The organism is Agarivorans sp. B2Z047, from assembly GCF_023373605.1.
Classification (GTDB): Bacteria; Pseudomonadota; Gammaproteobacteria; order Enterobacterales; family Celerinatantimonadaceae; genus Agarivorans; species Agarivorans albus.
In genome coordinates this window covers 4568423-4590226 of sequence record NZ_CP088080.1, presented here as the reverse complement: position 1 = coordinate 4590226, position 21804 = coordinate 4568423, and the positions used below count along the sequence as shown (strand labels likewise).

The following is a 21804-nucleotide window of genomic DNA, read 5'->3' as shown; positions in this document are numbered from 1 at the left end:
CTACTCCGCTTGAATTAATCTTACAAGCCTTAATAATTAAATAGCTGCAGAGTGAGAACTATTTCCGGTTCTTTGGGTCTGTTTATTAAAGGAGGTGTTATGCAAACGAAGCCTTTTAGATGGATACTGATATTGATACTCAGCGGCTTACTGAGCGCTTGTGGTATGCGCTTTGTGTATAACAACCTTAACTGGCTGGCTTACTGGTACATCGATGATTACATTGAAATGAACAGCGAGCAAAAAGCAGCTTTTAAGCCCATGTTAAAAAGCTGGCTGGTATGGCACAGGAATGAACAGTTGCCGGTATACTTGGCTCAGCTTCAGCTGTTTCACGCTCAAATCAATAGTGGTATTAGCCAACAACAATTATTAGAGCAAGTTGACGCTTGGCAAGAGCATTATCGAGTATTGGCTGGTCATGTGTATCTTGATGTAGCGCAGCTCGCACAAACTGCTTCTTCGCAGCAACTATCAGACTTTATGGCTAAGCTAGCCGAGCAACGCGAAGATAGCGACCGCCAACAAAGCCATTATGATTACCGTATTGAACACATTTCTAACAGTGTTGAGCGCTGGCTTGGCGATGTATCTCCCAAACAACAGCTGGTAATAGAGCAGCTGGCTAAGCAGCTAATTGATACTCGCGCCGATTGGCACAACGTGCAAAGTCGCTGGCAGCAATATCTGGCTTATTCTTTAAGTGGACAAAATCAGTCGGAAAATTTTGAGCAAGAATTTTATGTATTGATGGTGAATTCAGAATCACTCTGGCCGCCGGGCTTAGCTGAACGTTTCTATCATAATCGGCAATTGTGGGCACAAGGCATGAGCGAAGTATTAGCGCTGGCCAATAAACAACAAAAGCGTCATATCTTAGCTAAGATAGACGCTTATATTGAAGATCTTCAATCACTTATAGAAGACAATCCACAACCTGCAAAGCCAGATGTGGTGGCAAAGCTAGTTAAGCAATTAAGGCTTACGCAGCCACTTTTAGTGGCGCACTGTTGTCTTCAAACTTCATTGGACGACCAACAGGCAAAATAGTACGGCCGTATTCAGCATTAAGTACTTGGGCCATTGCAAAATAGATAGCTGACAGACCACAGAAGATGCCTTCGTAGCCAGCAATAGTGCCAATCAATTCACTGCCAGTGAAATCGCGAATTGCCAATAGCGCAAACAAAATGGTCAAGCTGCCGAATACTACTTGTTTAGCTGTTGGGTAACGTAATGAGCCCACAAACATGAACGCAGTGAACAAGCCCCAAAGTGCTAAGTACCAACCCATAAAGGTGTGAGGGCTAGGCTCGGCTAAGCCCATTTTAGGTAGTACCAACAAACCGACTAGAGTTAACCAGAATAAGCCGTAAGAGGTAAAGGCAGTAGTACCAAAAGTATCACCGCGTTTGAAGCACATAATCCCTACAATTACTTGAGATAAACCACCGTAGAAAATGCCCATAGCCAAAATCATTGCATCAATTGGAAAAAATCCGGCATTGTGAATGTTTAGTAACACGGTAGTCATACCGAAACCCATCAATCCAAGTGGGGCTGGGTTAGCGGTAGTAGTATTGCTCATAGTCGATGATTCCAAGTAAAAGGTTAAAAAAAGCACAGTGCTCCAAAGGCCGTGCATTATCTGAGCGAGCATACTTGATAGGTGTGATCTAGATCAACAAAACCTTGGTTTTTATAAATTGTATTACTAAATAAATTTTTCTATCGTAAAGCTTAAATTTTTAGCAAGTGTAAAGTACCGAAAATGCCGCATTGTATTGTTGAATATTCTCAAGACTTGAGTGAGCAAATTACTATTAGTGAGGTTTTAGCTAAGGCTTTTAATTTACTGAAAAATAGCGGTGAATTTGAGCCCGCGGCAATTAAGCTACGAGCCATTGCTTATCAAGATGTATTAAGTGGTTTAGACGATCACAGCTTCTTACATCTGCGTTTGCACATTCTTTCCGGAAGAACGACTGAGCAAAAGCTAGCCTTAACCACTGCGCTAGTAGAGGGACTCGGTGCAGAATTGCCCATGGTAAAAAGTATTAGCGCTGAAGTGTTAGATATTCAGCGCGAGAGCTACATAAAACGAATTAGTTAGCGGTTTAACCTAACTCAAATTTATCGAGTAGGGTGAGGCGAGTAAGGGCTAGCTGAGTGTGCTTGGCTTGCTCGATAAAGCGTAAGCAACCTATTTCACAAAACAGTAGATCTTTGGTCACCGGATAAAGAGTGAAGCTGAGCTCGTTGTCTTGTAAGTCTTTACAAAGCAGCTTAAGCCCCTGTTTTTCGCAATAACTAATGCTGACATAGTCATGCTGATTACCGTAGTCACCAGCAAGATGACTTAAATCTTGAAGACTTTGCCGCTCACTTTTTGGCCTTGGATTCGTTTGTTCGAATAGCCAGGTCCAAAAACTGCTAGTGGCGTAAAAGTCGTCCCAAATATTGTGCTCATGCTGCGGATACCACGTGCTTTGTAGCTGAGCTTGCCGCTCCATTTGACCAAGCTTATGCGCTAGCTCTACAGAAAAATCTGCTGGGATTACTTCGTCTTTTAAGCCGTGAGCTAACCAAATTGGTAGCTGGTTAAGGCGTTGGTATAGCTCTTCGCAAACGGGGCGAGCTGGCAAGTTTAATGACCACGGCGCTAAGCGATTAGGATCTCCCGCCGCCAATATACTTAAGGCAGCAAAGCGCTGTGGCTGTGCTAAGGCTAAATTGGTAACGCCAAAACCGCCCATGCTTAAACCCGTTAAATATATTCGCTGTTTATCGATGGAAAACTGCTGTTCTATTTGGTCGAGCAAGCTGATCAGCTCTGCGATGGCCCAACCGTCGCGACCTTCCGGCACATGTGGGCTAATACAAATAGCGTCTAGGTGATGCTGTTGTAAGTAGCTATTGGGGCCAAAATTGAGTAGCTTTTCAATCTCACCGCCTATTTCCCCACGACCATGCAGAAACAGGACTAAAGGGTAATGTTTAGCGCTATCTAGCGAGCTAGGCTGACTCAGCAAATACTGGTAGGAAGGTTTATTTTGATGAGTATGCTGCTGAACAGAGATGGAATGAGAATGCGCTGTGTTCACGTTAAGCTCCTTTAACTAAACCCTAACGTGAACCATCATAGCGAGTTGTGGCGACTAAAAATAGAGACGAACTACCGATTCCACCACACAAGCTGGGCGACGACAGCCTTCAATTTCGACGGTAATTTCTTTTACTAGCTCTAAACCTCGCTTAATTGGTACAACCTTGGTTAAGCGGGTACGGGCTCTAATTCGATTATTTACCTTAACCGGGTAAGGGAAACGAACTTGGTTGATGCCGTAATTCACCATCATTTTTGCCGATGGATAAAGCGGTTTGTCTGGGTCAACACTTTCGGTAAGTGCTGGCAGTAAGGACAAGGTTAAAAAACCATGAGCAATAGTGGTTTTAAACGGTGACTCTTCTGCGGCGCGCTGCGGATCGGTGTGTAACCACTGGTGATCTTTCGTGACATCGGCAAATTGATTAATTCGCTCTTGGGTGACATTGAGCCAGTCGCCAATGTGGATTTCTTCACCCAGCTGCATCGACAGCTCTTCTAACAAGGCTTCAGCTTTTGGATGTAACTCTATGGTTTCTTTAAAACTGGCTTGTTGCTCACCATTGGAGCTTAATTGGTGTTCTCTTACCCAGTTAACTAATTGACTATCATGAGCTTTATTTAGAAACTCAATCCAGTGATCGCGAATGGCAGGCGATAGCCAATCTTTCAATTCAAATGGGTTTTGGGCTAGCATTTCACGCTTTTTCTTAATAAAATCAACTACTTTCATATTTACTCTCTAATGCGTACCGGCCCAACAACTGGCATATTCTAAAATAATGAATTAGTCAGTCAAATATTTCTATAGGTAAAACGTAAGTGCTTGTAATTAAATATAGGCACTGCTTATTTAGTCGGCAAGAATGTGCTTAGTTAGCTAAGCACATTTGTTGGCTGAATTAACGCAACCATACCTGTAAATCGCGAACAATCCGGTTGCCGCTAAAGATTGGGTGTGGGTCTTCAATGGGGTCTAGCGCAAAGTAGTCACGCTGCTCTTCTGGCAGAGCATGGTAGCTGCCCCACACTTGGTATAACCAAGCCTCGGCATCCCATTCTAAGTGCTGTTCTTGATAGTACTCTAAAGCCGTTTGGCCCGCTGCACTTTCTATTACGCCCAACAGGTAGTTTTCAACGTCTTGCTTAATTTTTTGCTCTTGCAGGGCAAACTCTTCGGCGCCTTCTAGAGAAACCGCATGTTCGGTGTCGCTTTCGCTAACTTTAGTGTGACGTTGCAACTTGAGCTGGCTAAGCGATAGCAATAAGTCGTGTTCATGTTCGCTGTTGTGAATATCAACACTGGCCTTGGATAGTAGTGCAGGGGCTTGGTTAAATAAGCTCGCTACATCGAGTTGTTGCGTTGGGTCTTTCGGGCTGAAGTCGGGATGCTGAGCATGAAATAGCTGCAAACCTTTAAGCAGGCGAGACTTACCACGTAACTCGCGAAAACGGCCTAGTAAGGTGAGTAGGCGTGTTTGCACAACGGCTAGCTCTTGGGTGCAGTCGTAAACCGCTTGGCTTAGGTTCAACACCAAGATCCGGCGAAGCTCGCGAATATCGCCAGCTATTTGGCTCAAAGTATCAAAGTTTAATAAGGCGAGGCTATTGAGCAGTTCGCTCACTTGCTGCTGAGCTAATTCATTTTCACGGATTTTGGCGCTTAAGCTAGGCACATAACCAAACTCATTGTTGATCCGGCTCCACAATACCCGCGAGCTATGGCGCAGGCTTTCGGTGAGGCTGTAGCTGTGTTCGCTTAAATCGCTGAGATAAACGTCGGCTGCGGCTAAATCGCCAATATGTAAGGCTTCTTTGTAGTGTGCTGCCAAGGTTTTAATAGTTTCTAAGCGCGAGCCAACATTAGAATCAATTTGCCGATTACGAGTATCACTTAAGGCTTCTTCCAATAATGAGCGCAGGTTAGAGCTTAAATGCAAGCCTTCGTCGGCGGATGGGCGCCAAATAACACCAGCTTTGAGTAAGGCATCAATCTGTTTACTGTCTAGCTTACTTTCATCTAGCTTGCCGTTAACGTAAGCATGCATCAGGCTTTCGCCATGACGCGCAAGCAGCTTAAATAGCTTTAAGCCAGCTTGTTGCAAATGTTGGTTCACAGTAAGGGCTCCTGCTGGCCAATGGCATCCATGGCTTGTTGTTCTAAACCTAGACCTTCGGCTTCATCAATAAAGCTAATGACTTCAAAAATGTAGTCCACTTTTGCTGTGGCAATGTAGATCTGTTTTTCTTGGTTTGGTCGAACTAAATAGCCTTGTTCACAGAGGCGCTTAAACACTTGCTTAAGTTGACCATCTACTTGGCTACTGGTTGAGCCAAACAACTTGTATTGAGATATTTTTGCCAGTTGTTCACGCAGCGCTGGGGTGTCTTCCACCACGGTTTGCAACTCGCTTAAACGCAGCGCTACTCCGGCACTAATGGGGCTATCTTGGCCTTGTGCTTCTTGGCTGAGAATTAGCCACTCGGTGAGCGGCAGTAAGCTGCCGGCAATTTCGCTAAATTGCTGGCTTATCACTTTGTGTTCATTGTCGCCTAGCTCGCGATAGGCGCAAAAATACAGTTCGCCTTCACAAGCACTGGCAAGGCGACGATTAAGCACATGTAAGTGGCTGTCGATGCGCTCGCGGTTAGCTTCTTCGGCTAAAAAGTGAAAACCATCTTCGTCACTCACTTGGCAGATAAATTGGCCACTTAACAGGGCTTCTAAAATCCGTCCGGTTTCGCTCATGCCGGTGGCGCTTAACTTACTCATAGCTCAGCCTCCGCTTGTTTAGTACTGGCTTTTGCCGCTTGGGCTGCTTTTAGCTTTTCTTGTAAAGGATTAATTCGCGGCTGCACAACCTGCAGTTGGCGCTTGTCACGGTTAATGATGTAGCGGTGGGTGAACAAGTCTAATACTTCAGATTCTGGGTTAGGAAAAGCCCCCAGTATGCGAATTTGGTTATGGTCACAGGCATCAAAGATCTTTTTCACATTGCTTTGGTGCAAGGTGCCTAATTCATCAATTGGCCAGTGAATGTAAGTATCGGCATTACCACGCAATAAGCGGGTAAAGGCCAATAAGAACTTACACAAAATTAAGTAGGCCATGCCGTGGCTACTGGATTCATTAAGCTGGCGGTCGGTGCGGATCACTAGGTCGCTATTGCCCTCGCGCAGGGTTAGCTCAATCAGCAATAATCGAGATACCCCTTCTTTAAGTGCGCTGCGACCAATAATGTCTAGTGCTACCCGCATGCTGGTGGCGTAGTCTTCGTCGGGCAATTGATTAAAGCCTTGCTGCTGCCAAGCTTGGAAGTTATCTACAAAGGTTTTTAGTTCGTCCCAAAACTCTAGTTCGCTAATCTTAGAGCGAATTTTTACTGCTGAATCAGATACGCCATCTAGGCTTAAGTCTTCACCAATTTCGCGGGTAATACGGCGGCTTTGGCTCAAAATTCGTTGGTCAATGTCGCTTAAGTTTTGGTAGAAGCTGCTAATGCTCATGCCTAGGTTGCGACCGTGGTCGATTAGGCCTTGTACTTTTTGCGGCACTAAACCGTTTAACAGTTCAGATAGGTGTGGCACTAACTCACGATAGGCGAGGGTGCTTTCACCTTCTTCGTTGGTGCGCCGGCATGCGGCACGCGAACGCTCCCAAGTTTCGCTTAGGTCTGAGCCAGCTTGTTGCGCTAATAGGCTATCAAAATGGCGAACCGATTCATTTACTTGCTCAAGCTGCTGGTTACGCTGCACAATTTGCTGCTCAGCTTGGCGAGCTCGCTCGGCGGGTGTACCGGCAGCTTCTGCTGTTTGGTCTGCTTGGTTTTGCTTGGGTAAAGCCAATTGTTTGATTTTTCGTAACAGGTTTTGAGTTTGGCTGTATTGTTGCTGAAGCTGTTCTAGTTCTTGTTTAAGCTTGCTGAGCTCAGCTTGCTGGCTATCGCGCTGCTGTTTGAAGTGAGCCAGTTGCTCGTTAAGGGCTTGCTTAGCACTGCTTTGTGCTTGGCGAGCATTGGCAAGGGCATCGTTAAGTTGTGGTTTTTGGTTTAACCACACTTGTTGATGCCAAATTTTGTATTCGCTTACTTCATCACGGTACTGCTCGGCGTCTTGAATTTGTTGATTAAGTTGGCGTTTTTGCTTGGCTAAATCAACAATTAGCTGGTCATCTAAGCCCTGTGCCTGCAGTTCGCCGCGATACCATTGTTCCGACTGTTTTAGCGCTTCTTTCGCTTGTTTTTGGCGATTGCTAATGGCGTCTTGAGCTTGGCTTAGTTGCAAGGCTAATGCATCAATCTTTTCTTCCCACCAGGCCATTTTTTCTAGCTTGGCTTCTTGGTGTTGTTTGCGTAACTCGTCTAGGTATTCTTGATGCTGTGTTTGCGCATTGTCTAAATAGGTTTTCAGCTTAGTTTGTTTTTCTAGTCCAACGCTTTGGCGCTGTTTAAGGGCACTAGAAAAGCTTTCTTTGAGTAGTTGTTTTTCTTCTTGTAGACGTTTCAGTTGATCTTCACTGTTGTGGTGAGCCGCTGTAGCTTCGGCAACTGACAAATCTTGCTGCTGCACGGCTTTGTTGGCGTCACTTAAGTCTAGTTCGGCTTGTTTAAGTTGTTTCTGCGCTTCGTTAAAGCTTTGCTGAATTTGCTCAATCTGCTGTTTGATTTGCTCTTCTGTGGCGGCACATTCTGGGGCATCGATGGCTTTTAAATCTAAGGCTAGACCAAATACGCTTTGATGGTTGGTTTCGCTATGAGGTTTTAAATCACGACGATTGAGTAGCTCAGGGTTAATTAACTTACCAATGCTTTGCTCCCACTGTGGGTGCTCGCTACGTAGGTGCGCCAGTAGGCTGCCATCGGCCGGTTGCAGGCTGTCTTTTAGCCCACTTAGCTTTTGTTCTAGCTGGCGAGATTGTTGGCTTGCGGTGGCTAAAGTTTGGTCGGCTTGTTGGCGCTGCTGCTTTAGGCTGTGCAATTGTTCGTTGTGTTGGCGAACTTGCGCAGATAACAACTGTTGCTGCTGGTTGGCCTCGTCGAGGCGATTATCCATGATATTAAGCTGGCGGCTTTCTTCTTCGGTATAGCCCATTTGTAGGGTGCCGGCCTCTAGCTGCGCAAGTTCTAGCTGATTTTTATGCTGCTGTTGTTGGAAGCTTTGCTCAACCTGGTTAATTTGCTTTTGTTGCTGCTGTTGTTCGTTATTTAGCTCAGCTTGTTGCTGTTGCTTCTCTTGGTTGAGCTGTTGCTGCAGCTGATCTTTGTTTTTATGCAGTTTGTTTAATGCCGAGTTTAGCTGCTCGTTGATTTCGCTTTTGCGTTGGTTGAAGTGGGCTTCAATATCGCTGTGTTGCTCGGTGAGCAGCTGGTGGCGTTCGCTAACTTCTCGCACTTGCTCACGCCAAAGTGGTAGCTGCTCAACCGCGCTAAGTGCTTGCTCGATATTTTTATCTTGCCAAGCTTGGTAATCATCTTCGATGTGGTTAAGTTGCTTGTCGAAACTAGAAACATCGGCATTGGCACTAGAGACGGCTTGGTTAAGCTGTTCGCGTTGATTCTGCCACTCTTGCTCTAGTTCGCTTAACTGTTGTTTTAATTGGTTAAGCTGGCGTTGGCTATGTTCACTTTGGGAAAATAGCTCCGCTTCATCGCCTTGTAGGTTTTTATCTAGCTGGTTTAACTGAGCTTCGCTGCCAAGCAGTTGTTGGTTGATTTGCTCTAGTTTTACGAACTTAGGGCGAATCGCTTCGAACTGCTGGATTAAACGGGTTTCTTGGATCCACGCTTGCGCTTTATTGGCATCTACCCAAGTTGGTTTTAAGGTAACGCCTTCTTCTTCCAAAATGGCGGCAATCATCGATTTGATGGTTTCCATTTTGCCTTCTTTGGAGTGCACTGCTTTGGCCAGTTTTTCAATGTGGCGCAGGCCATGCTTTGGATCGCACATAGAAAACTGGCGAGCAAAAGCTTTCAAATCGCTGTCGCCGGCATTTTGTAAGCTGCGATCGTTTTGAATAATTGCACGAAATTCTCTGGTATTAAGAAAGCGGGTAGTGGCTAGGGCAGCGCCGTTGAATTCTTGCTTCTTGAGTTTTTGGCCTAGTTTAGCGGGAGCCAAAAACCAAGTACCTTGCTCGTCTTGTTTGTCGATAAAATCTTCTAGTTCAAAAGGCTTACCAATAAAGCGGTATTTTACCCCTTGGTCTTCACGACCCGATGACAAGACTACTTGGGCAACTTGGCCATTGTATTGCTGGTACTCGTAGATGATGTAGCTGGCTTCTCGTGGTAGGTACCAGCGCTCGAAACTGTCGCGGGTACTTGGCACTACGCGGCTGGGGTATTCGCCATAAAATACTGGAATAAGACGCTGTAATGTGGTTTTTCCTGAGGCGTTAGTTCCACATATATTGCTGTGTTGGTCGAGTTTAAGTTCTACCACACCTTTTAGGTGAGTATCGATCAAGATGATCCGCAATAAGCCAGACAAAGTGCATCCTTTTAAATTAACTAAACGTAGCACTCACCACTGAAGCAAGTGCTGCTGCCATAATCAAACAACAAACCACACTTGGGCTTGAACGCGGGCAGGGCAATAGCTCAGTTTAACTAAGAACGGACAGCGAGCGAAGCCTTGAGAGGTGTGTTTGCTTAAAAACTGTTAGTTATCACCAAAAAAATCAAATAGCGATGATTTCTTGACTAATCGTTTAGCTATTGCAGTTAGCTTATAGTTGTGGAATACTCCGCCGCCCTTGGGTTCTCTCACCCCCAATTAACAAAAAGATAGGTAGTTCTATAATGTGGTTTTTACAATTAACTGAGGCCGAGCGCCGCAGTGTTATTATTCTCGCTTTATTTCATATCGTTACTATTGCCGCTAGTAATTATTTAGTGCAATTGCCCTTCACTATATTTGGTTTTCACACCACTTGGGGCGCGTTTACTTTCCCATTTATATTTCTAGCCACCGACCTTACCGTTCGCTTGTTTGGTGCAAGCAGAGCTAGAAAGATTATTTTCACCGCAATGTTGCCTGCCCTAGTGGTGAGCTACATTGTGTCGGTACTGTTTTATCAAGGTGAATATCAAGGTTTAGCCGGCTTGTTAGCCTGGAACGCCTTTGTTGCGCGTATTGCTTTGGCGAGCTTTTTGGCTTATTCGGTAGGTCAACTATTGGATGTAAAAGTGTTTGACCGTTTACGCCAGCTTAAGCACTGGTGGGTAGCGCCTGCGGGCTCAAGTGTGTTTGGCAACTTGGTGGATACTTTCTTATTCTTTGCGGTGGCCTTTTATGCCAGCAGCGACGCCTTTATGGCTGAACATTGGGTAGAGATAGCGTGGGTAGATTATGGCTTTAAACTTGCGGTTAATCTTGCTTTGTTTGTTCCGCTGTACGGCATGTTATTACACTTTTTGCAAAGCCGTTTAAAAGCTAATAAAGCATTAGCGTAAAGCTTGCTATTGTAATGCCAGCTTGTTGATGCTGGCATTACAACAAGATACGCCGTCGTTTAGTTGCCTGTTTGTTGTTTTTGTTTGGCTGCGGCCTGCTGCAACATTTCCTCAAGTTTTTTGTGATGCCCCTTAGCCACCAAAGCGCTAGCCAGCGCGCTTTCACGAATTAATGTAGCGTTTAGCTCTTGGCTCTTTTTGCCTACCGGAGTTTTATAAAATGCGACTAGCTGCTCTAGCTCTTCATCTGTAAAGTGTTTTAGATAAACCTCAGCAATCTTTGGTTTCATCTCTTCCCAAGTCAGATAGGTGTTTGCCCACTCGTCCAGTACTGGTCGAAAGTTCTCTAAAGGAGGGTTTTGACGAATTAGTGCTTGATTGAGATTGTTACGAATTATCTGCATTTGCAATTCACTGTCGTTGAGCTCCAACAATTCATTAATGGGCGCTGCTTGCAGTGAACAACTGGCAAAAACAAGGGCTGCTGTCAGTAGCTTTTTCATAGGTTCATCCTTGAGAAAATTTTGCTGGTGGCTTAAAGGCCAAGCTATGATTCATTTATGCTTTTAGCCTACACCTTAAGTAAAGCGGGGGAAAGGATTGTAATGGCAGCTAAAGCTAGGTCTAAGGTAAAATAGAGAGTTTAGATATTCAATTAGGCGAGTTTTACAGCAATGGTAAAGGCAAAACCCCAAGTTAAGTTACACAGTTACGGTATTTACAATAAATGGGATAGCGATGCCAAAGCACTGCCGCAGGTTAGCCAATTTACCACTCAAGTTGAAGCTCAAATAGATGTTGAATTCGGCTTGATTATTAATATTAAGAAAGCCAAAGGCCAGAAGGTTCGCTATTGCATCTACCACCCCAACATCCCAGATGAAGATGGCGAGGTTATGGCGCCTTTTGATGGTGAGGAGTACATTCGCAGCAACGATTGGGATTTTTACTTAGGTGATACTATTTGGGCTCCTATTAGCAATAAGCTAGGAACTTGGCGCATGACCATTGAATTAGCAGGAGAGATAATTGCTGAGAAGTCGTTTGAGTTGTATAGAGAGAGCCTCGGTGATCCCGCGCAGTTTTTCCGCAAACGTGGCATGTAAGTAACATCATCAACTTTTTAGTTAAGAGGGCAATTTAGCATCCAGTTGATGCCAAACTGGTCGCACACTCTAGCAAAACGCGCTTGCCAAAACGTATCTTGTAAACCCATGGTGATGCTGCCGTTTTCAGAGAGTTTTTCGAACACCTGTTGTTGCTCGGCCAAGTCTGAAAAGTTTAAGTTGAGCTCGATATTACCCGCGCTTTTTAGCTGCTCTCCGGGCATACCATCGGATGCCATAAACTCCAGTTCTCCGGCTTTGAAGTGACAATGCATCACTTTATTCAATAACTCATCGGGAATTGGCATGTCGGTTTGATTATCGCTAAAGCGCATTAATGCAATAACGTCGCCTTTAAAGCAGTGCTGATAAAAAGCTAAAGCTTGTTCGGCTTTACCTGAAAAATTAAGGTAGGGAATAATGGCTTGCATAGCTAAATACCTTGTTGTGATGGTAATAGAAAAGGGGGAAGTGCCAACACTTCCCCCTCCGCGATTACTGTGACTAGTTATAGTCTTCGTCTATGTAGCGTTCTAATTGTTTCCGCTCGTTGTATTCGTCGATGCGGCGACGAGCACGTGCTTTGTCCCGCTGGTTTTTATGACTTTTTGCGTTATGGACCAGGTCTTCTTCATCCCATTCATCCATATCATCAAAGCGTGATCGTTTCATAAGCCTACTCCAAGCCTTACTTTATTGGGCCCAACATACCTAGTGTTTTGTGCCCAATGTGATTTCTTCTCGCGGCTGCGAGACACGCAAAATGTGCAGTAAAAAGTATAGTAGGTAAAATGAATATTTTATTACTGTAATGTGACGTTAGCCTGCCGCAAACAAGCTATGCCATGGCGCATAGGCAACTTTCCACTTGGCTGGTTAAATCTTGGTTTTTAAGGCGCTTTTAAGCTTTATTTAGCACTATGCTTTAAGACTAAAAGTACAAATAAACTAAGATCTTTTGCTGATATTTTGTTGCTTTTTTGAGAGAGAAGTAAAACTTTGAGCGGTTTTCTTTCTAATTGTTCGAATGATTTTTCACATAAAATTCAATTTTTTTCATTGTGGATTTAAGCGATGCTAGTTTCATCGACGTAGTATCAGAAGATATTTAAGGGGACCGAGTGAGTATTCGCAATACCAAACAGACTTATGGATGGGTAGCCATCGTTATCCATTGGTTGGTGGCAGTAAGTGTTTTTGCTTTGTTTGGGCTAGGGTTATTTATGGTTGATTTAAACTATTACTCTAGTTGGTACCAAACCGCCCCGATGATCCATAAAAGTGTTGGGATATTGTTGTTTATGTTGATGCTATTCCGGCTGATTTGGAGAATGTTGAATCCACATCCAGAGTCTCCACCTAACCATAAGGCTTGGGAAAAGCAGGGAGCTAAAGTCGGTCATTGGCTGCTTTACGCACTATTATTTTGTTTAATGATTTCGGGTTACCTCATTTCTACCGCCGATGGACGTGCCATTGTAGTGTTTGAATGGTTTGAGGTTCCCGCCACTATTACCGGTATTGCTCAGCAAGAAGAGCTGGCTGGTGATATTCATGAGATTTTAGCTTGGGCACTAATTGTATTGGCTGCAGGTCATGCTTTTGCTGCTCTAAAACATCACTTTATAGATAAAGATAACACCTTAGTTCGAATGCTTAAGTCGACTAAATAACCTAAAGGGACAGACAATGAATACACAACTTAAAGCCGCATTATTGTTAGCCAGTACTATGGGCTTAGCCTTACCGGCTAGCGCTGCCGATTACACCATTGATACTCGCGGTGCACATGCTTCAATTAACTTTAAAGTTAACCATTTAGGTTACAGCTTTGTAGTAGGCCGCTTTGATACCTTTAGTGGTGACTTTAGTTACGACCAAGCGGCGCCAGAGGCGACTACCGTTAGCGTTAAAATTGATGCTACTTCGGTGAACTCTAATCACGCTGAGCGTGACAAGCACATTCGCAGTAAAGACTTTCTGGCGGTAGACCAATACCCAGAAGCAAGCTTTACCAGCAGCAAATATGAAGCGAATGGTGATGAAGGTGGCAAGCTTTATGGTCAGCTTACGCTGCGTGGCGTGACAAAAGACATCGTGATTGATGTGACTAAAGTGGGTGAAGGTAAAGACCCATGGGGCGGTTATCGTGCTGGCTTTGTTGGCTTAACAGAATTAGTAATGAAAGACTTTGGTATTCCTACTAACCTTGGTCCTAAATCTACGACCGTAGCAATGGACTTAGTGATCGAAGGTATTAAGAAGTAAGTTTAAGGTTCTCGCTGTCAGCTATGGCAGCGAGTCTTTTCCTCCCGCCTATTTTTCACTCTTAATGAGCTGGTTTTCTGTACGTTTAACTTAATTATCTAGTTAACTATTGTTCGCTTTTGTCAAATTATTGAAAATGTTTTCAAGTTGTTGTTTGTAAATATTTTGTTGATCAAGCTATCAAAACAAGCATAAATTACTGATTGCTATCAAAATTTTGAACTTAAACCTAGTCAAACGAAGCGCATAATATTACCCTTGTTGAGTTTATTCACTTCAAGGCTCAATAACGCTTTGATTTTACTCGGCTAGCAACTAAACACAGGGAGTGTTCGTTTGACTATCAGCATAGTGATTGGCTTTATTGCTTTAGCAGTTTTGGTGTACCGTTTGAGGCATATTCATTACACCTTTGTGTGTGAATTGCGTTCCGGAAAAGTCACCGTGGTTAAAGGTCATGTGCCAAGCTCTTTCGTTCACGATTGTCGTCAAATGATGCGCGGCCGCAAGGTTGTTGGCTTGGTTAAAGGTATTAACAGTGACGGAAAAATGAAGCTGCGCTTTTCTTCTTCCATCGCTCAGTCTGACCAAATCTATTTGGAAAAACAATTTCCTCATAAACTGTATGACAGCAAATCTTCGGATATAAACGGTAGTGTTTCTTTAGACTAAGAATTTACAAAAAAGAAAAAAGCCCGGTTTATGCCGGGCTTTTTTTATTTGGCTTTAGAAAACATACTGAGTGGAGCGGGGGAGGCTTTTTGCTCCACACCTTTGATGGGATCCCATACAGGCTTAATATATGAGCGAAGCTTGGCGGCAATACGCACTGCCATATTTGCCCCATTCACCGGAACGTATAACCAACGGGCAAATAAAAATACCTTACGTCTAAATACCCATAAGTACATCGCTTGTTCGGAATAGAAACGGTATCCCCAGCGCTGTTCAAAAAGGCGCGAGGAGGCTTCGGTATATTTGGGGTGCCAACGGAAGAAGAAGAACTTCATGTCGTACCAAGCCATTCTGGTGCCTAGATTATCAAAAATAATGATTGATTCAGGCTGAGTGACAATTTTGTAAGCCTTTTGACGAAGTTGAATGCCTATATCGATGTGTTCGCGAATCACCATATCTGGCAGTTCAATGTCTTTTAAGGCTTTAGTGCTAAACAGCACGCCATGTAGCTCGAACATTTCACTTTCTTGGATACCTTGAGGAAGCTCCTCAGGTAATGAGCGGCGAAAAGACTTATGTTCAATAAGATAATCTTCACCTTGATAATCAATGGTATGAACTGCATTTGTGAATAGGTGATTACGTAACTCTGCGCCTTTATCAACACCTTCTTTCTCGAGTGTTACCGGGTTTACCACCGCAATTTGTGGATCACTGTTGGCTATCTCTAATAGCGGTGGAAGCCAATTGGCCGTTACGTTTGAGTCATTATCAAGAAACATTACGTACTCTGTTTCGATAAGAGGTCTCACTTTTTGCATCGCTTGAATTGGCGAGATTAAACCATAGCTAAGCAGTTCGGCATTATGGTGTTGAGCTAGCTCTTTTTCGATTTTTTGCTTAAGTGAAGACGGATAATCTAAGTCGATGACTTTTAGCTCAAAGCGTTGTTCGGTGCATAGGTATAAATTGCGAATACAATTAATAATGCCTGAGTAACGGTCTCGCGGGGTAATTACAACGGTTATCGAGTTCTTGTCCATGCTGCTCTCGCTTAAGCTTCCTTGAGAAGTTGGTTAAAAATACCTAAATAATTATTAATCATATGCTGGGTATCGAACTGTGAGCGAACACGCTGCTCTGCTGCCTCACCAAGTTTTTCGCGCAATGCTTCAGAATCAATTAGCTTAGAAATGGTGGCTGCTAATTGTTCTGGCTTTGCGGCTGGCACTAAAAAGCCGGTTTCACCATCTATTACAATATCGGGGATACCACCAACCTGGGTTGCCACTACAGGAGTATGGCGCAAGCCCGCTTCGATAAATACTAGACCAAAGGCTTCTTCTAACGAAGGTTGCACAAAAATGTCTGCAGCCTCCATCCATTCAGCAGTGTTATTAATTTGCCCAAGGAAATGCACCCGTTCTTGCAGTCCTAATTTATCGCGATAGCGCAGCAGTGCTTTGCTCTCTTTTTTTGAGCCACTGCCTGCTATAAATAACTGGCAGTTTTGCTGCTGTGGCAACAGTTTAAATGCCTTTAGTGTATCTTGATGGCCTTTAATTCGCCCTAAGTGGCCGGCACTAAACAAAATAATTTGATTTTCGGGAAGCTGCAGGTTTTTGCGCGCTTGAGCAGGTTGTAAAGGAGCAATTTGGGTATCGACTCCCGCATGATTCGCTAAGCAGCGTTGTTCGCTTAAGCCCAGGTTTTGCATAAGCAACTGCCTGCGTTGCTCGGAAACTGCAACAAAGCAGTTGGCTAAGCGCCTTAAAATGCGATTTATTCGATTTTCTTGGTAGTAGCGTAAAATTGAACGATGAAAAGTAAGTACAGTAGGCACATTGCACACTTTGGCTGCCAAACCTGCCCAAATCATACTGCGGTCGCAGTGGCAATGAACTAAGTTAATCCGGTGTTTTTTAATCAATCTGACTAAGTTGTAGAAAATACAAGGGCCGTCAAAGGCCTTAGTATGTAGCACTTCTAGCTGGTCGGGTTGTTGATCGTTACTGTGAGGCGTTTTAAAACTTACCGGCAGCACAAACACACCGTTGTCTCTTAATCCAGCTACGGTGGTAATGAATCTAACTGTGCGACCGCCTCGCTCGAGGCTTTGTACCACCTCAAGTACTCGCAATGAAGAATCCATTCTGTTAAACCCTTTGATAAAAATTAACAAATTCTTTGAGTTAGAGAGTGATCCTTCACCCCTAACTGGCTTATCATAATGCCACTAAGGATAGTCAAATAAGTAATGATATTGTGAATAGCGCGTTAAGTAAAAAGATATCTCATGTTGTGAGTAGTTTACAGGTGGGAGGAGCAGAACGCTTTGTTATTGATTTATGTGTAGAACAGCGTGCTCAGGGAATGGAGCCTGAAATTATATCTCTGGGGCATCATGATGACCCTCTTGTGGCGGTTGCTGAAGAGCTTAATATTAAAGTGACGGTAATACGCGGCATGAAAGGTCTTGTGCAATTGCGCTTGTGGCAAGCTTATCGGCGTCACCCAATTATTCACATGCATTCTCCTTCTGCAGTTATGTTGTCCCTACCTATCTTGCCTTTTTGTTTAGAGCGTAAAATTGTTTATACCCGCCATGGCGCAGCGCGATTAGCGACTAATCGTTGGCGTAAAGTGCACCGCTTTGCCCGCCGATTTATCGACAGCATTTGTTTTGTTTCGGAAGAGGGTCAGCATATCTTTCACGAAGAGCACGGTTGGGAGCATGTAGATTCTTCGGTAATTGATAACGGTATTGCCATGCCGGAGGAGAAAGATATTGTTCCTCATCCGCAAGATGGGCGTTTACGTATTGGCTCAGTTGGGCGCTTAGTAAGCCTTAAACACCAAATTAGTTTGCTTGAAGCAATCCGCTTATTGCCTAGTGATATACAACAAAAGGTTGAAGTGCACTTTTTTGGCACCGGCGACCAGTTGGCTCCGCTGCAAGAGTTTACCCAACAGCATTTGGCTAATGCCGAAGTCGTTTTCCATGGAATGGTAAGCGATCGCAGCAAAATCTATAACTGTTTCGAATTGCTGGCGATGACGTCAAGAACCGAAGGTATGTCTTTGGCCATTATGGAGGCATTGGCCTACAAGCGGGCAGTGGTTGCTAGCAAGGTGGGCGGAAATGGAGTGCTGGTGCAAGAGCAGCAAAATGGTTGGTTATTTGATTTTGATGATAGCCAAAAGCTAGCAGAGATCATCCAAACTGCACTCGCTGAACCGCAGCGACTCATTGAATTTGGTCGCGCAGGGCGGCAACGGGTTTTGGATGAGTTTTCTTTGCAGCGCACTCAACAGCAATATCAGAAAGTTTATGAGGATTTTGGTACCAGCATATAACATTGGCTAATGTAAGCTATTGGCCTAGCTCGATACTATTGTTATTGATGTTTTTCTAGCAACTGGCTCTGTTGGCCAATGGCTAGGCAAGCTATTTGGTGAGGGCGCGCTTAGCGCCTTTTTTATTTTGCGGATTACCCATAAGCAAAATACTGCTGTAGCGAGCAGTGATAAAGCCACGGCCAGCGATTCCCATTGGTTTAGGCTCTCAGAGCTGGGAACTGTATTTGCTATGGCACTGCTGCTAAGTAAGCTAGACAAAAGACATAAGCGATTCATAAAGCACCTAGATTAAATGATAATCATTATCATTTAATCTAGGTGCTTTTGTTTTTATATGCAAGCCTTTTAGTTACATATCGCGATGGTGGACTTTGAACATGCGCTTCGCTTCAGTAATCACTAAATCGCGAAGTGGGTTTTCGGGGGTGTCGTTACGCCATACAAAAGATAACGATCGTTCAATATTTAGCTCTGGTACGTTTAGCCTAACCAGCTCACCTAACTCTAGAGCTTTTATTACGTCTAGGTAAGGCAGGCAGCTTAAATAGCTATTGTTGGCCACTAAGGAGCGCAGCACCGGCACGTGCTCGTATTCCCGGTGAACCTTTAGCGAGTCAATGGTGCCTTGAATAGCACTATCAAACACTCTCCGGGTGCCTGCTCCTTGCTCGCGCAGTACCCAACGAGCCTGCTCGAGCTGGGCAATACTCACCCGCTCTAATTTTGCGTAAGGGTGGTGGGCGGCTGCCACAATCACCAAGTGGTCGTTACACCATACTTGGTGGGCTATTCGGTCATCGTCGCAGCGCCCTTCAATCACACCTAGCTGGTAATCGTAGTTAATTAAGCCATTAATCACTTCAGCGGTATTTTCTACGGAAAAGCTAATGCGTAGCTGCGGGAAGTTATTATCAATATTACTGATGAGATCCGGGATTAAGTGTTCTGCTGCGGTTTGGCTAGCGCACAGCTGCAGCTCGCCACTTACTAGCTGCTGTTCGGCAAACCCTTCTTCAATTTGCATGGCGTCTAACAGTAATTGCTTGGCCTTTGGGCGCAGCCACAGGCCCCACTGGCTAAGCACCATCCGCTTGCCGCGCCTATCAAATAGTGGCTTTCCTAATAGTTTTTCAAGCTGAGCCAACGACATGCTCGCGGCAGACTGAGTGAGCGCGAGCTTGTCGGCGGCTGCACTTACGCTGCCGTGGGTTGCAACGGCTTCAAATACGGTAAGTTGCTTTAAAGAATAGCGCATCGCTTACTCCAGAAATGTTTTTAAGAGGCTGTATTAGCTGCTAAGTATAGTAAACATAGGTGCTATAAGAAGTTTTGATATAGCTCATAAAAATTATCCGCTTACCAGCCCAATGCTTTCTCGATATTGTAATAACACGTTCAGTCATTAGCGACTCTAGTTGCTTGTTATTACAGGTTTTAGTGTAGATGAATCATATTCAAGTGGAGCGATTGCCAGCTCCTACAGTAGTAAGCAGTGAAAAGCCTAAAGAGAGCCTTTCATCCGCCGCGCTAAGCCCCGATCAAATGACCCAGTTTGCCGAGCAGTATGCTTATAAAAAGGCAACTAATACTACTGCTAAAACCTTGAGTTTAGCGCTTAGTGCTGGCGTGTTTATTGGTTTAGCTTTTGTTTTTTACATTACGGTAACTACTGGATCTTCAGGAGTGGGCTGGGGAGTTAGTCGCTTACTTGGTGGCTTGGCTTTTAGCTTAGGTTTAGTGATGTTGGTGGTATGTGGCGGTGAGCTATTCACTAGTAGCGTGTTGTCAATTATTCCGCGGGCCAATGGGCAGCTTAATACACGCGCCATGCTAGCTAACTGGAGCAAAGTATACCTAGGCAACTTTGTTGGCGCCTTACTGCTAGTACTGGTGGTGAGTGGCGCAAAGCTTTACCAGCTAGATCACGGTCAGTGGGGGCTTAATGCTTTATCTATAGCGCAACACAAATTGGAACATGGCTTTATGCAAGCGGTGATGCTGGGCATGTTATGTAACTTATTGGTGTGCTTAGCCGTATGGATGACCTTTAGTGCTAAAACCAGTGCCGCTAAAGCTGCCTTGGTGATATTGCCTGTCGCCATGTTTGTTAGTACTGGCTTCGAACACGTAGTGGCAAACATGTTTATGGTACCGCTCGGCATTGCAATTAAAGCCTGGGCTGAACCTAGCTTTTGGGCACAAGTTGGCGTTCAAGCAAGTGCATTTGAGCACCTAACTTGGGCTAATTTTGCCTCACACAATTTAATACCAGTCACTATCGGCAACATTATTGGCGGCGCAGTGATTGTAGGCTTGGGTTACTGGTCGGTATATAGCCGCGGTAGTCAGCTTGAGCCTGTACGTCCTAAATTTTCTGTTTTATCAAATCAATATTCTGGTCCTGTTGGAGAACCTACTATGCAAAACTTAAAAACAATTACAGTCGCTGACATCATGTCTCCTGCCGACAATGCACTTAGCCCTGACATGACCATTGCAAGTGCTTGTGACGCGCTGGTAGCTCAAGAGTTATCTGGAGCGGTTGTGGTAAACGAAAACAACGAGCTACAAGGCTTTGTTTCAGAGTTAGAAATTTTAAGAAAACTGTGGCTAGAAGATTACAGCAAACCAAGTACAACAACCGTAGCAAGCATTATGCAAAAGGATATTATGACCGTGGCACCTAATCACAACTTATTAAAATTAGCTGAGTACATGAGTGTTGATGTTGCCCAAGTTTACCCAGTATCTGAGTCAGGTGTTTTGTTAAGCTCTACTCACCAGCCTTTAGAAGAGCGTTTACGTAACAGTAGTGTTTACCGTCCGAAGATTTTCCCAGTAGTAGATAGTGGCAAACTAGTTGGTGTGGTTACACGTCACCAAGTACTTAAAGCCCTACGCCCAGCTTTAGGAGCCCCGGTAAAGTTAGAAGAGCCACAAGCTGAGGTGGCTGAATCAGTCGCGTAAGCTTTATCGCTAGGCTAGTGATGCTAGCTTGATATAAATTACTCTTATGAGCAGCTGCCCTTACGCAGCTGCTTTTTTATGGGCGAAAATCAATAAATCCAGCTTTTAGAACAAGCTTTAATCGCCATTTTACAGGTAGTTAACGTAACTACTGTCCTATACTCATGCTGCTTTGCTTGTAGAGCCTACTTCTTTAATTATCTTTTACAAACTGAGTTATCGCTTACCTAGCTAACAAGTAAGACCTTAAAACTGAATTTGCTGTTTTCCAATAGAGGTAACTAAGGGACAGAGTTTATGATTAATAAAAACAATGGTTTAACTAGCTTATGGCTAGCCGGTAAAGCGTGCATTGGCGAGCTTTGTGGCGACATCAATGTTCGCTAGGTAGGCTGATTGTTTCGATTGTGCTGCCAGTATGGGGCTATTTCTATTGGTATCATAAAAAATGATGTTTCATCTAAGTTTTTGTTTTTTTGAGGATTATTTTCCTTTGTTAAGGAGGAGGCTTTTGGCTTAAGTATTCTCATGTTTGATTGACAGAGTGCTTGAGCAAGTGCTGGTTTGCCCTAAGGGCTGCTATTGCGGTTTAGCTTAGCTCCCAAAAGGGTTTGTTAAGCGATGAATGGGGCGAATTTGACTGAATGTAAGCAATTAGAAAATACTTAGCTGGGTTTCAATTAGCTAATAACTGCACTTTTGTTAAGTTTTCAATATGTATCAGATTTATTGATTCATATGTAGGGTGCTATTTGAGGTGCTTGATGCCACATAGCTGCGAATAGTTTTAACCAAATTTTATCTGCAAAAGACTAAATAAGTGCCTTAAATCTTTGGGCTGTGAGCTACTTAAGTTAAGCATAAA

21 protein-coding genes are annotated in these 21804 nt (G+C 44.1%); 9 read left to right on the top strand and 12 right to left on the bottom strand.

The window, feature by feature from the left end; translation table 11 throughout:
* Positions 1–99 precede the first annotated feature (99 nt).
* Positions 100–1050 (top strand): DUF6279 family lipoprotein, encoded by a 951-nt coding sequence (locus LQZ07_RS21170; protein ID WP_152784173.1) that lies wholly within the window; start codon positions 100–102, stop codon positions 1048–1050.
* On the opposite strand, the gene LQZ07_RS21165 is transcribed toward LQZ07_RS21170, so the two are convergent.
* Positions 983–1588, bottom strand: a complete 606-nt coding sequence (locus LQZ07_RS21165; protein ID WP_040307594.1) for a GPR1/FUN34/YaaH family transporter — start codon at positions 1586–1588, stop codon at positions 983–985. The two genes, LQZ07_RS21170 and LQZ07_RS21165, sit on opposite strands and share 68 nt — an antisense overlap.
* A gap of 183 nt (positions 1589–1771) precedes the next feature.
* On the opposite strand from LQZ07_RS21165, the gene LQZ07_RS21160 reads away from it, so the two are divergent.
* Entirely contained in the window at positions 1772–2113 is a 342-nt protein-coding gene (locus LQZ07_RS21160) for a 5-carboxymethyl-2-hydroxymuconate Delta-isomerase (RefSeq protein ID WP_040307593.1), read from the top strand.
* A gap of 4 nt (positions 2114–2117) precedes the next feature.
* On the opposite strand, the gene LQZ07_RS21155 is transcribed toward LQZ07_RS21160, so the two are convergent.
* The 5 genes from LQZ07_RS21155 to LQZ07_RS21135 all read right to left on the bottom strand — a co-directional run bounded on the left by LQZ07_RS21155 (position 2118) and on the right by LQZ07_RS21135 (position 9595).
* A complete protein-coding gene (locus LQZ07_RS21155; RefSeq protein WP_016403520.1) occupies positions 2118–3104 on the bottom strand; it encodes an alpha/beta hydrolase-fold protein in 987 nt (328 codons plus the stop codon).
* 54 nt (positions 3105–3158) lie between these two features.
* Entirely contained in the window at positions 3159–3839 is a 681-nt protein-coding gene (locus LQZ07_RS21150) for a MaoC family dehydratase (protein ID WP_016403519.1), read from the bottom strand.
* 169 nt (positions 3840–4008) lie between these two features.
* On the bottom strand, positions 4009–5223 hold the full coding sequence (locus LQZ07_RS21145) for a phosphoenolpyruvate carboxylase (protein WP_249483344.1): 1215 nt from the start codon (positions 5221–5223) through the stop codon (positions 4009–4011).
* Positions 5220–5879, bottom strand: coding sequence for a hypothetical protein (locus LQZ07_RS21140; RefSeq protein WP_152784175.1), 660 nt, complete (start codon positions 5877–5879; stop codon positions 5220–5222). The genes LQZ07_RS21145 and LQZ07_RS21140 overlap by 4 nt, the downstream gene beginning before the upstream one ends.
* Positions 5876–9595 (bottom strand): ATP-binding protein, encoded by a 3720-nt coding sequence (locus LQZ07_RS21135; protein ID WP_152784176.1) that lies wholly within the window; start codon positions 9593–9595, stop codon positions 5876–5878. Before LQZ07_RS21135 ends, LQZ07_RS21140 begins: the two co-directional genes overlap by 4 nt.
* Positions 9596–9906: 311 nt before the next feature.
* Here LQZ07_RS21135 and LQZ07_RS21130 point away from each other — a divergent pair, with 311 nt between their 5' ends.
* Positions 9907–10560, top strand: a complete 654-nt coding sequence (locus tag LQZ07_RS21130) for a 7-cyano-7-deazaguanine/7-aminomethyl-7-deazaguanine transporter (RefSeq protein WP_016403515.1) — start codon at positions 9907–9909, stop codon at positions 10558–10560.
* Positions 10561–10619: 59 nt separating this feature from the next.
* Here the strand turns inward: LQZ07_RS21130 and LQZ07_RS21125 are convergent, their stop codons facing one another.
* Positions 10620–11063 (bottom strand): DUF2059 domain-containing protein, encoded by a 444-nt coding sequence (locus LQZ07_RS21125; protein WP_016403514.1) that lies wholly within the window; start codon positions 11061–11063, stop codon positions 10620–10622.
* Between the two features lie 171 nt (positions 11064–11234).
* Between LQZ07_RS21125 and LQZ07_RS21120 the strand changes: the two genes are divergently transcribed.
* Positions 11235–11666 (top strand): DUF3859 domain-containing protein, encoded by a 432-nt coding sequence (locus LQZ07_RS21120; RefSeq protein ID WP_152784178.1) that lies wholly within the window; start codon positions 11235–11237, stop codon positions 11664–11666.
* Between the two features lie 17 nt (positions 11667–11683).
* Here the strand turns inward: LQZ07_RS21120 and LQZ07_RS21115 are convergent, their stop codons facing one another.
* Complete coding sequence (locus tag LQZ07_RS21115) at positions 11684–12097, bottom strand: VOC family protein (RefSeq protein ID WP_016403512.1); 414 nt, start codon at positions 12095–12097, stop codon at positions 11684–11686.
* Positions 12098–12170: 73 nt separating this feature from the next.
* The gene (locus tag LQZ07_RS21110; RefSeq protein ID WP_016403511.1) at positions 12171–12338 is read right to left on the bottom strand and encodes a PA3496 family putative envelope integrity protein; all 168 of its coding nucleotides are present in this window, start codon (positions 12336–12338) and stop codon (positions 12171–12173) included.
* Positions 12339–12787: 449 nt separating this feature from the next.
* Between LQZ07_RS21110 and LQZ07_RS21105 the strand changes: the two genes are divergently transcribed.
* The 3 genes from LQZ07_RS21105 to LQZ07_RS21095 all read left to right on the top strand — a co-directional run bounded on the left by LQZ07_RS21105 (position 12788) and on the right by LQZ07_RS21095 (position 14606).
* Positions 12788–13339, top strand: coding sequence for a cytochrome b (locus LQZ07_RS21105; protein ID WP_249483342.1), 552 nt, complete (start codon positions 12788–12790; stop codon positions 13337–13339).
* Between the two features lie 16 nt (positions 13340–13355).
* Positions 13356–13934 (top strand): YceI family protein, encoded by a 579-nt coding sequence (locus tag LQZ07_RS21100; protein WP_152784180.1) that lies wholly within the window; start codon positions 13356–13358, stop codon positions 13932–13934.
* A gap of 336 nt (positions 13935–14270) precedes the next feature.
* Complete coding sequence (locus LQZ07_RS21095; protein ID WP_016403508.1) at positions 14271–14606, top strand: DUF3634 family protein; 336 nt, start codon at positions 14271–14273, stop codon at positions 14604–14606.
* Between the two features lie 44 nt (positions 14607–14650).
* Here the strand turns inward: LQZ07_RS21095 and LQZ07_RS21090 are convergent, their stop codons facing one another.
* Together LQZ07_RS21090 and LQZ07_RS21085 are read right to left on the bottom strand one after the other, a co-directional pair.
* A complete protein-coding gene (locus tag LQZ07_RS21090) occupies positions 14651–15655 on the bottom strand; it encodes a hypothetical protein (protein WP_152784182.1) in 1005 nt (334 codons plus the stop codon).
* 11 nt (positions 15656–15666) lie between these two features.
* Positions 15667–16764, bottom strand: coding sequence for a glycosyltransferase family 4 protein (locus tag LQZ07_RS21085; RefSeq protein WP_152784184.1), 1098 nt, complete (start codon positions 16762–16764; stop codon positions 15667–15669).
* A 149-nt stretch (positions 16765–16913) separates the two neighbouring features.
* On the opposite strand from LQZ07_RS21085, the gene LQZ07_RS21080 reads away from it, so the two are divergent.
* Positions 16914–17969 carry a glycosyltransferase family 4 protein gene (locus LQZ07_RS21080; RefSeq protein WP_152784186.1) on the top strand — a complete coding sequence of 352 codons (1056 nt, stop codon included), beginning with the start codon at positions 16914–16916 and terminating at the stop codon, positions 17967–17969.
* 352 nt (positions 17970–18321) lie between these two features.
* On the opposite strand, the gene LQZ07_RS21075 is transcribed toward LQZ07_RS21080, so the two are convergent.
* A complete protein-coding gene (locus LQZ07_RS21075; protein ID WP_016403401.1) occupies positions 18322–19227 on the bottom strand; it encodes a LysR substrate-binding domain-containing protein in 906 nt (301 codons plus the stop codon).
* 188 nt (positions 19228–19415) lie between these two features.
* Here LQZ07_RS21075 and focA point away from each other — a divergent pair, with 188 nt between their 5' ends.
* On the top strand, positions 19416–20939 hold the full coding sequence (gene focA, locus LQZ07_RS21070; protein WP_152784188.1) for a formate transporter FocA: 1524 nt from the start codon (positions 19416–19418) through the stop codon (positions 20937–20939).
* The last annotated feature ends 865 nt before the right edge of the window (positions 20940–21804 follow it).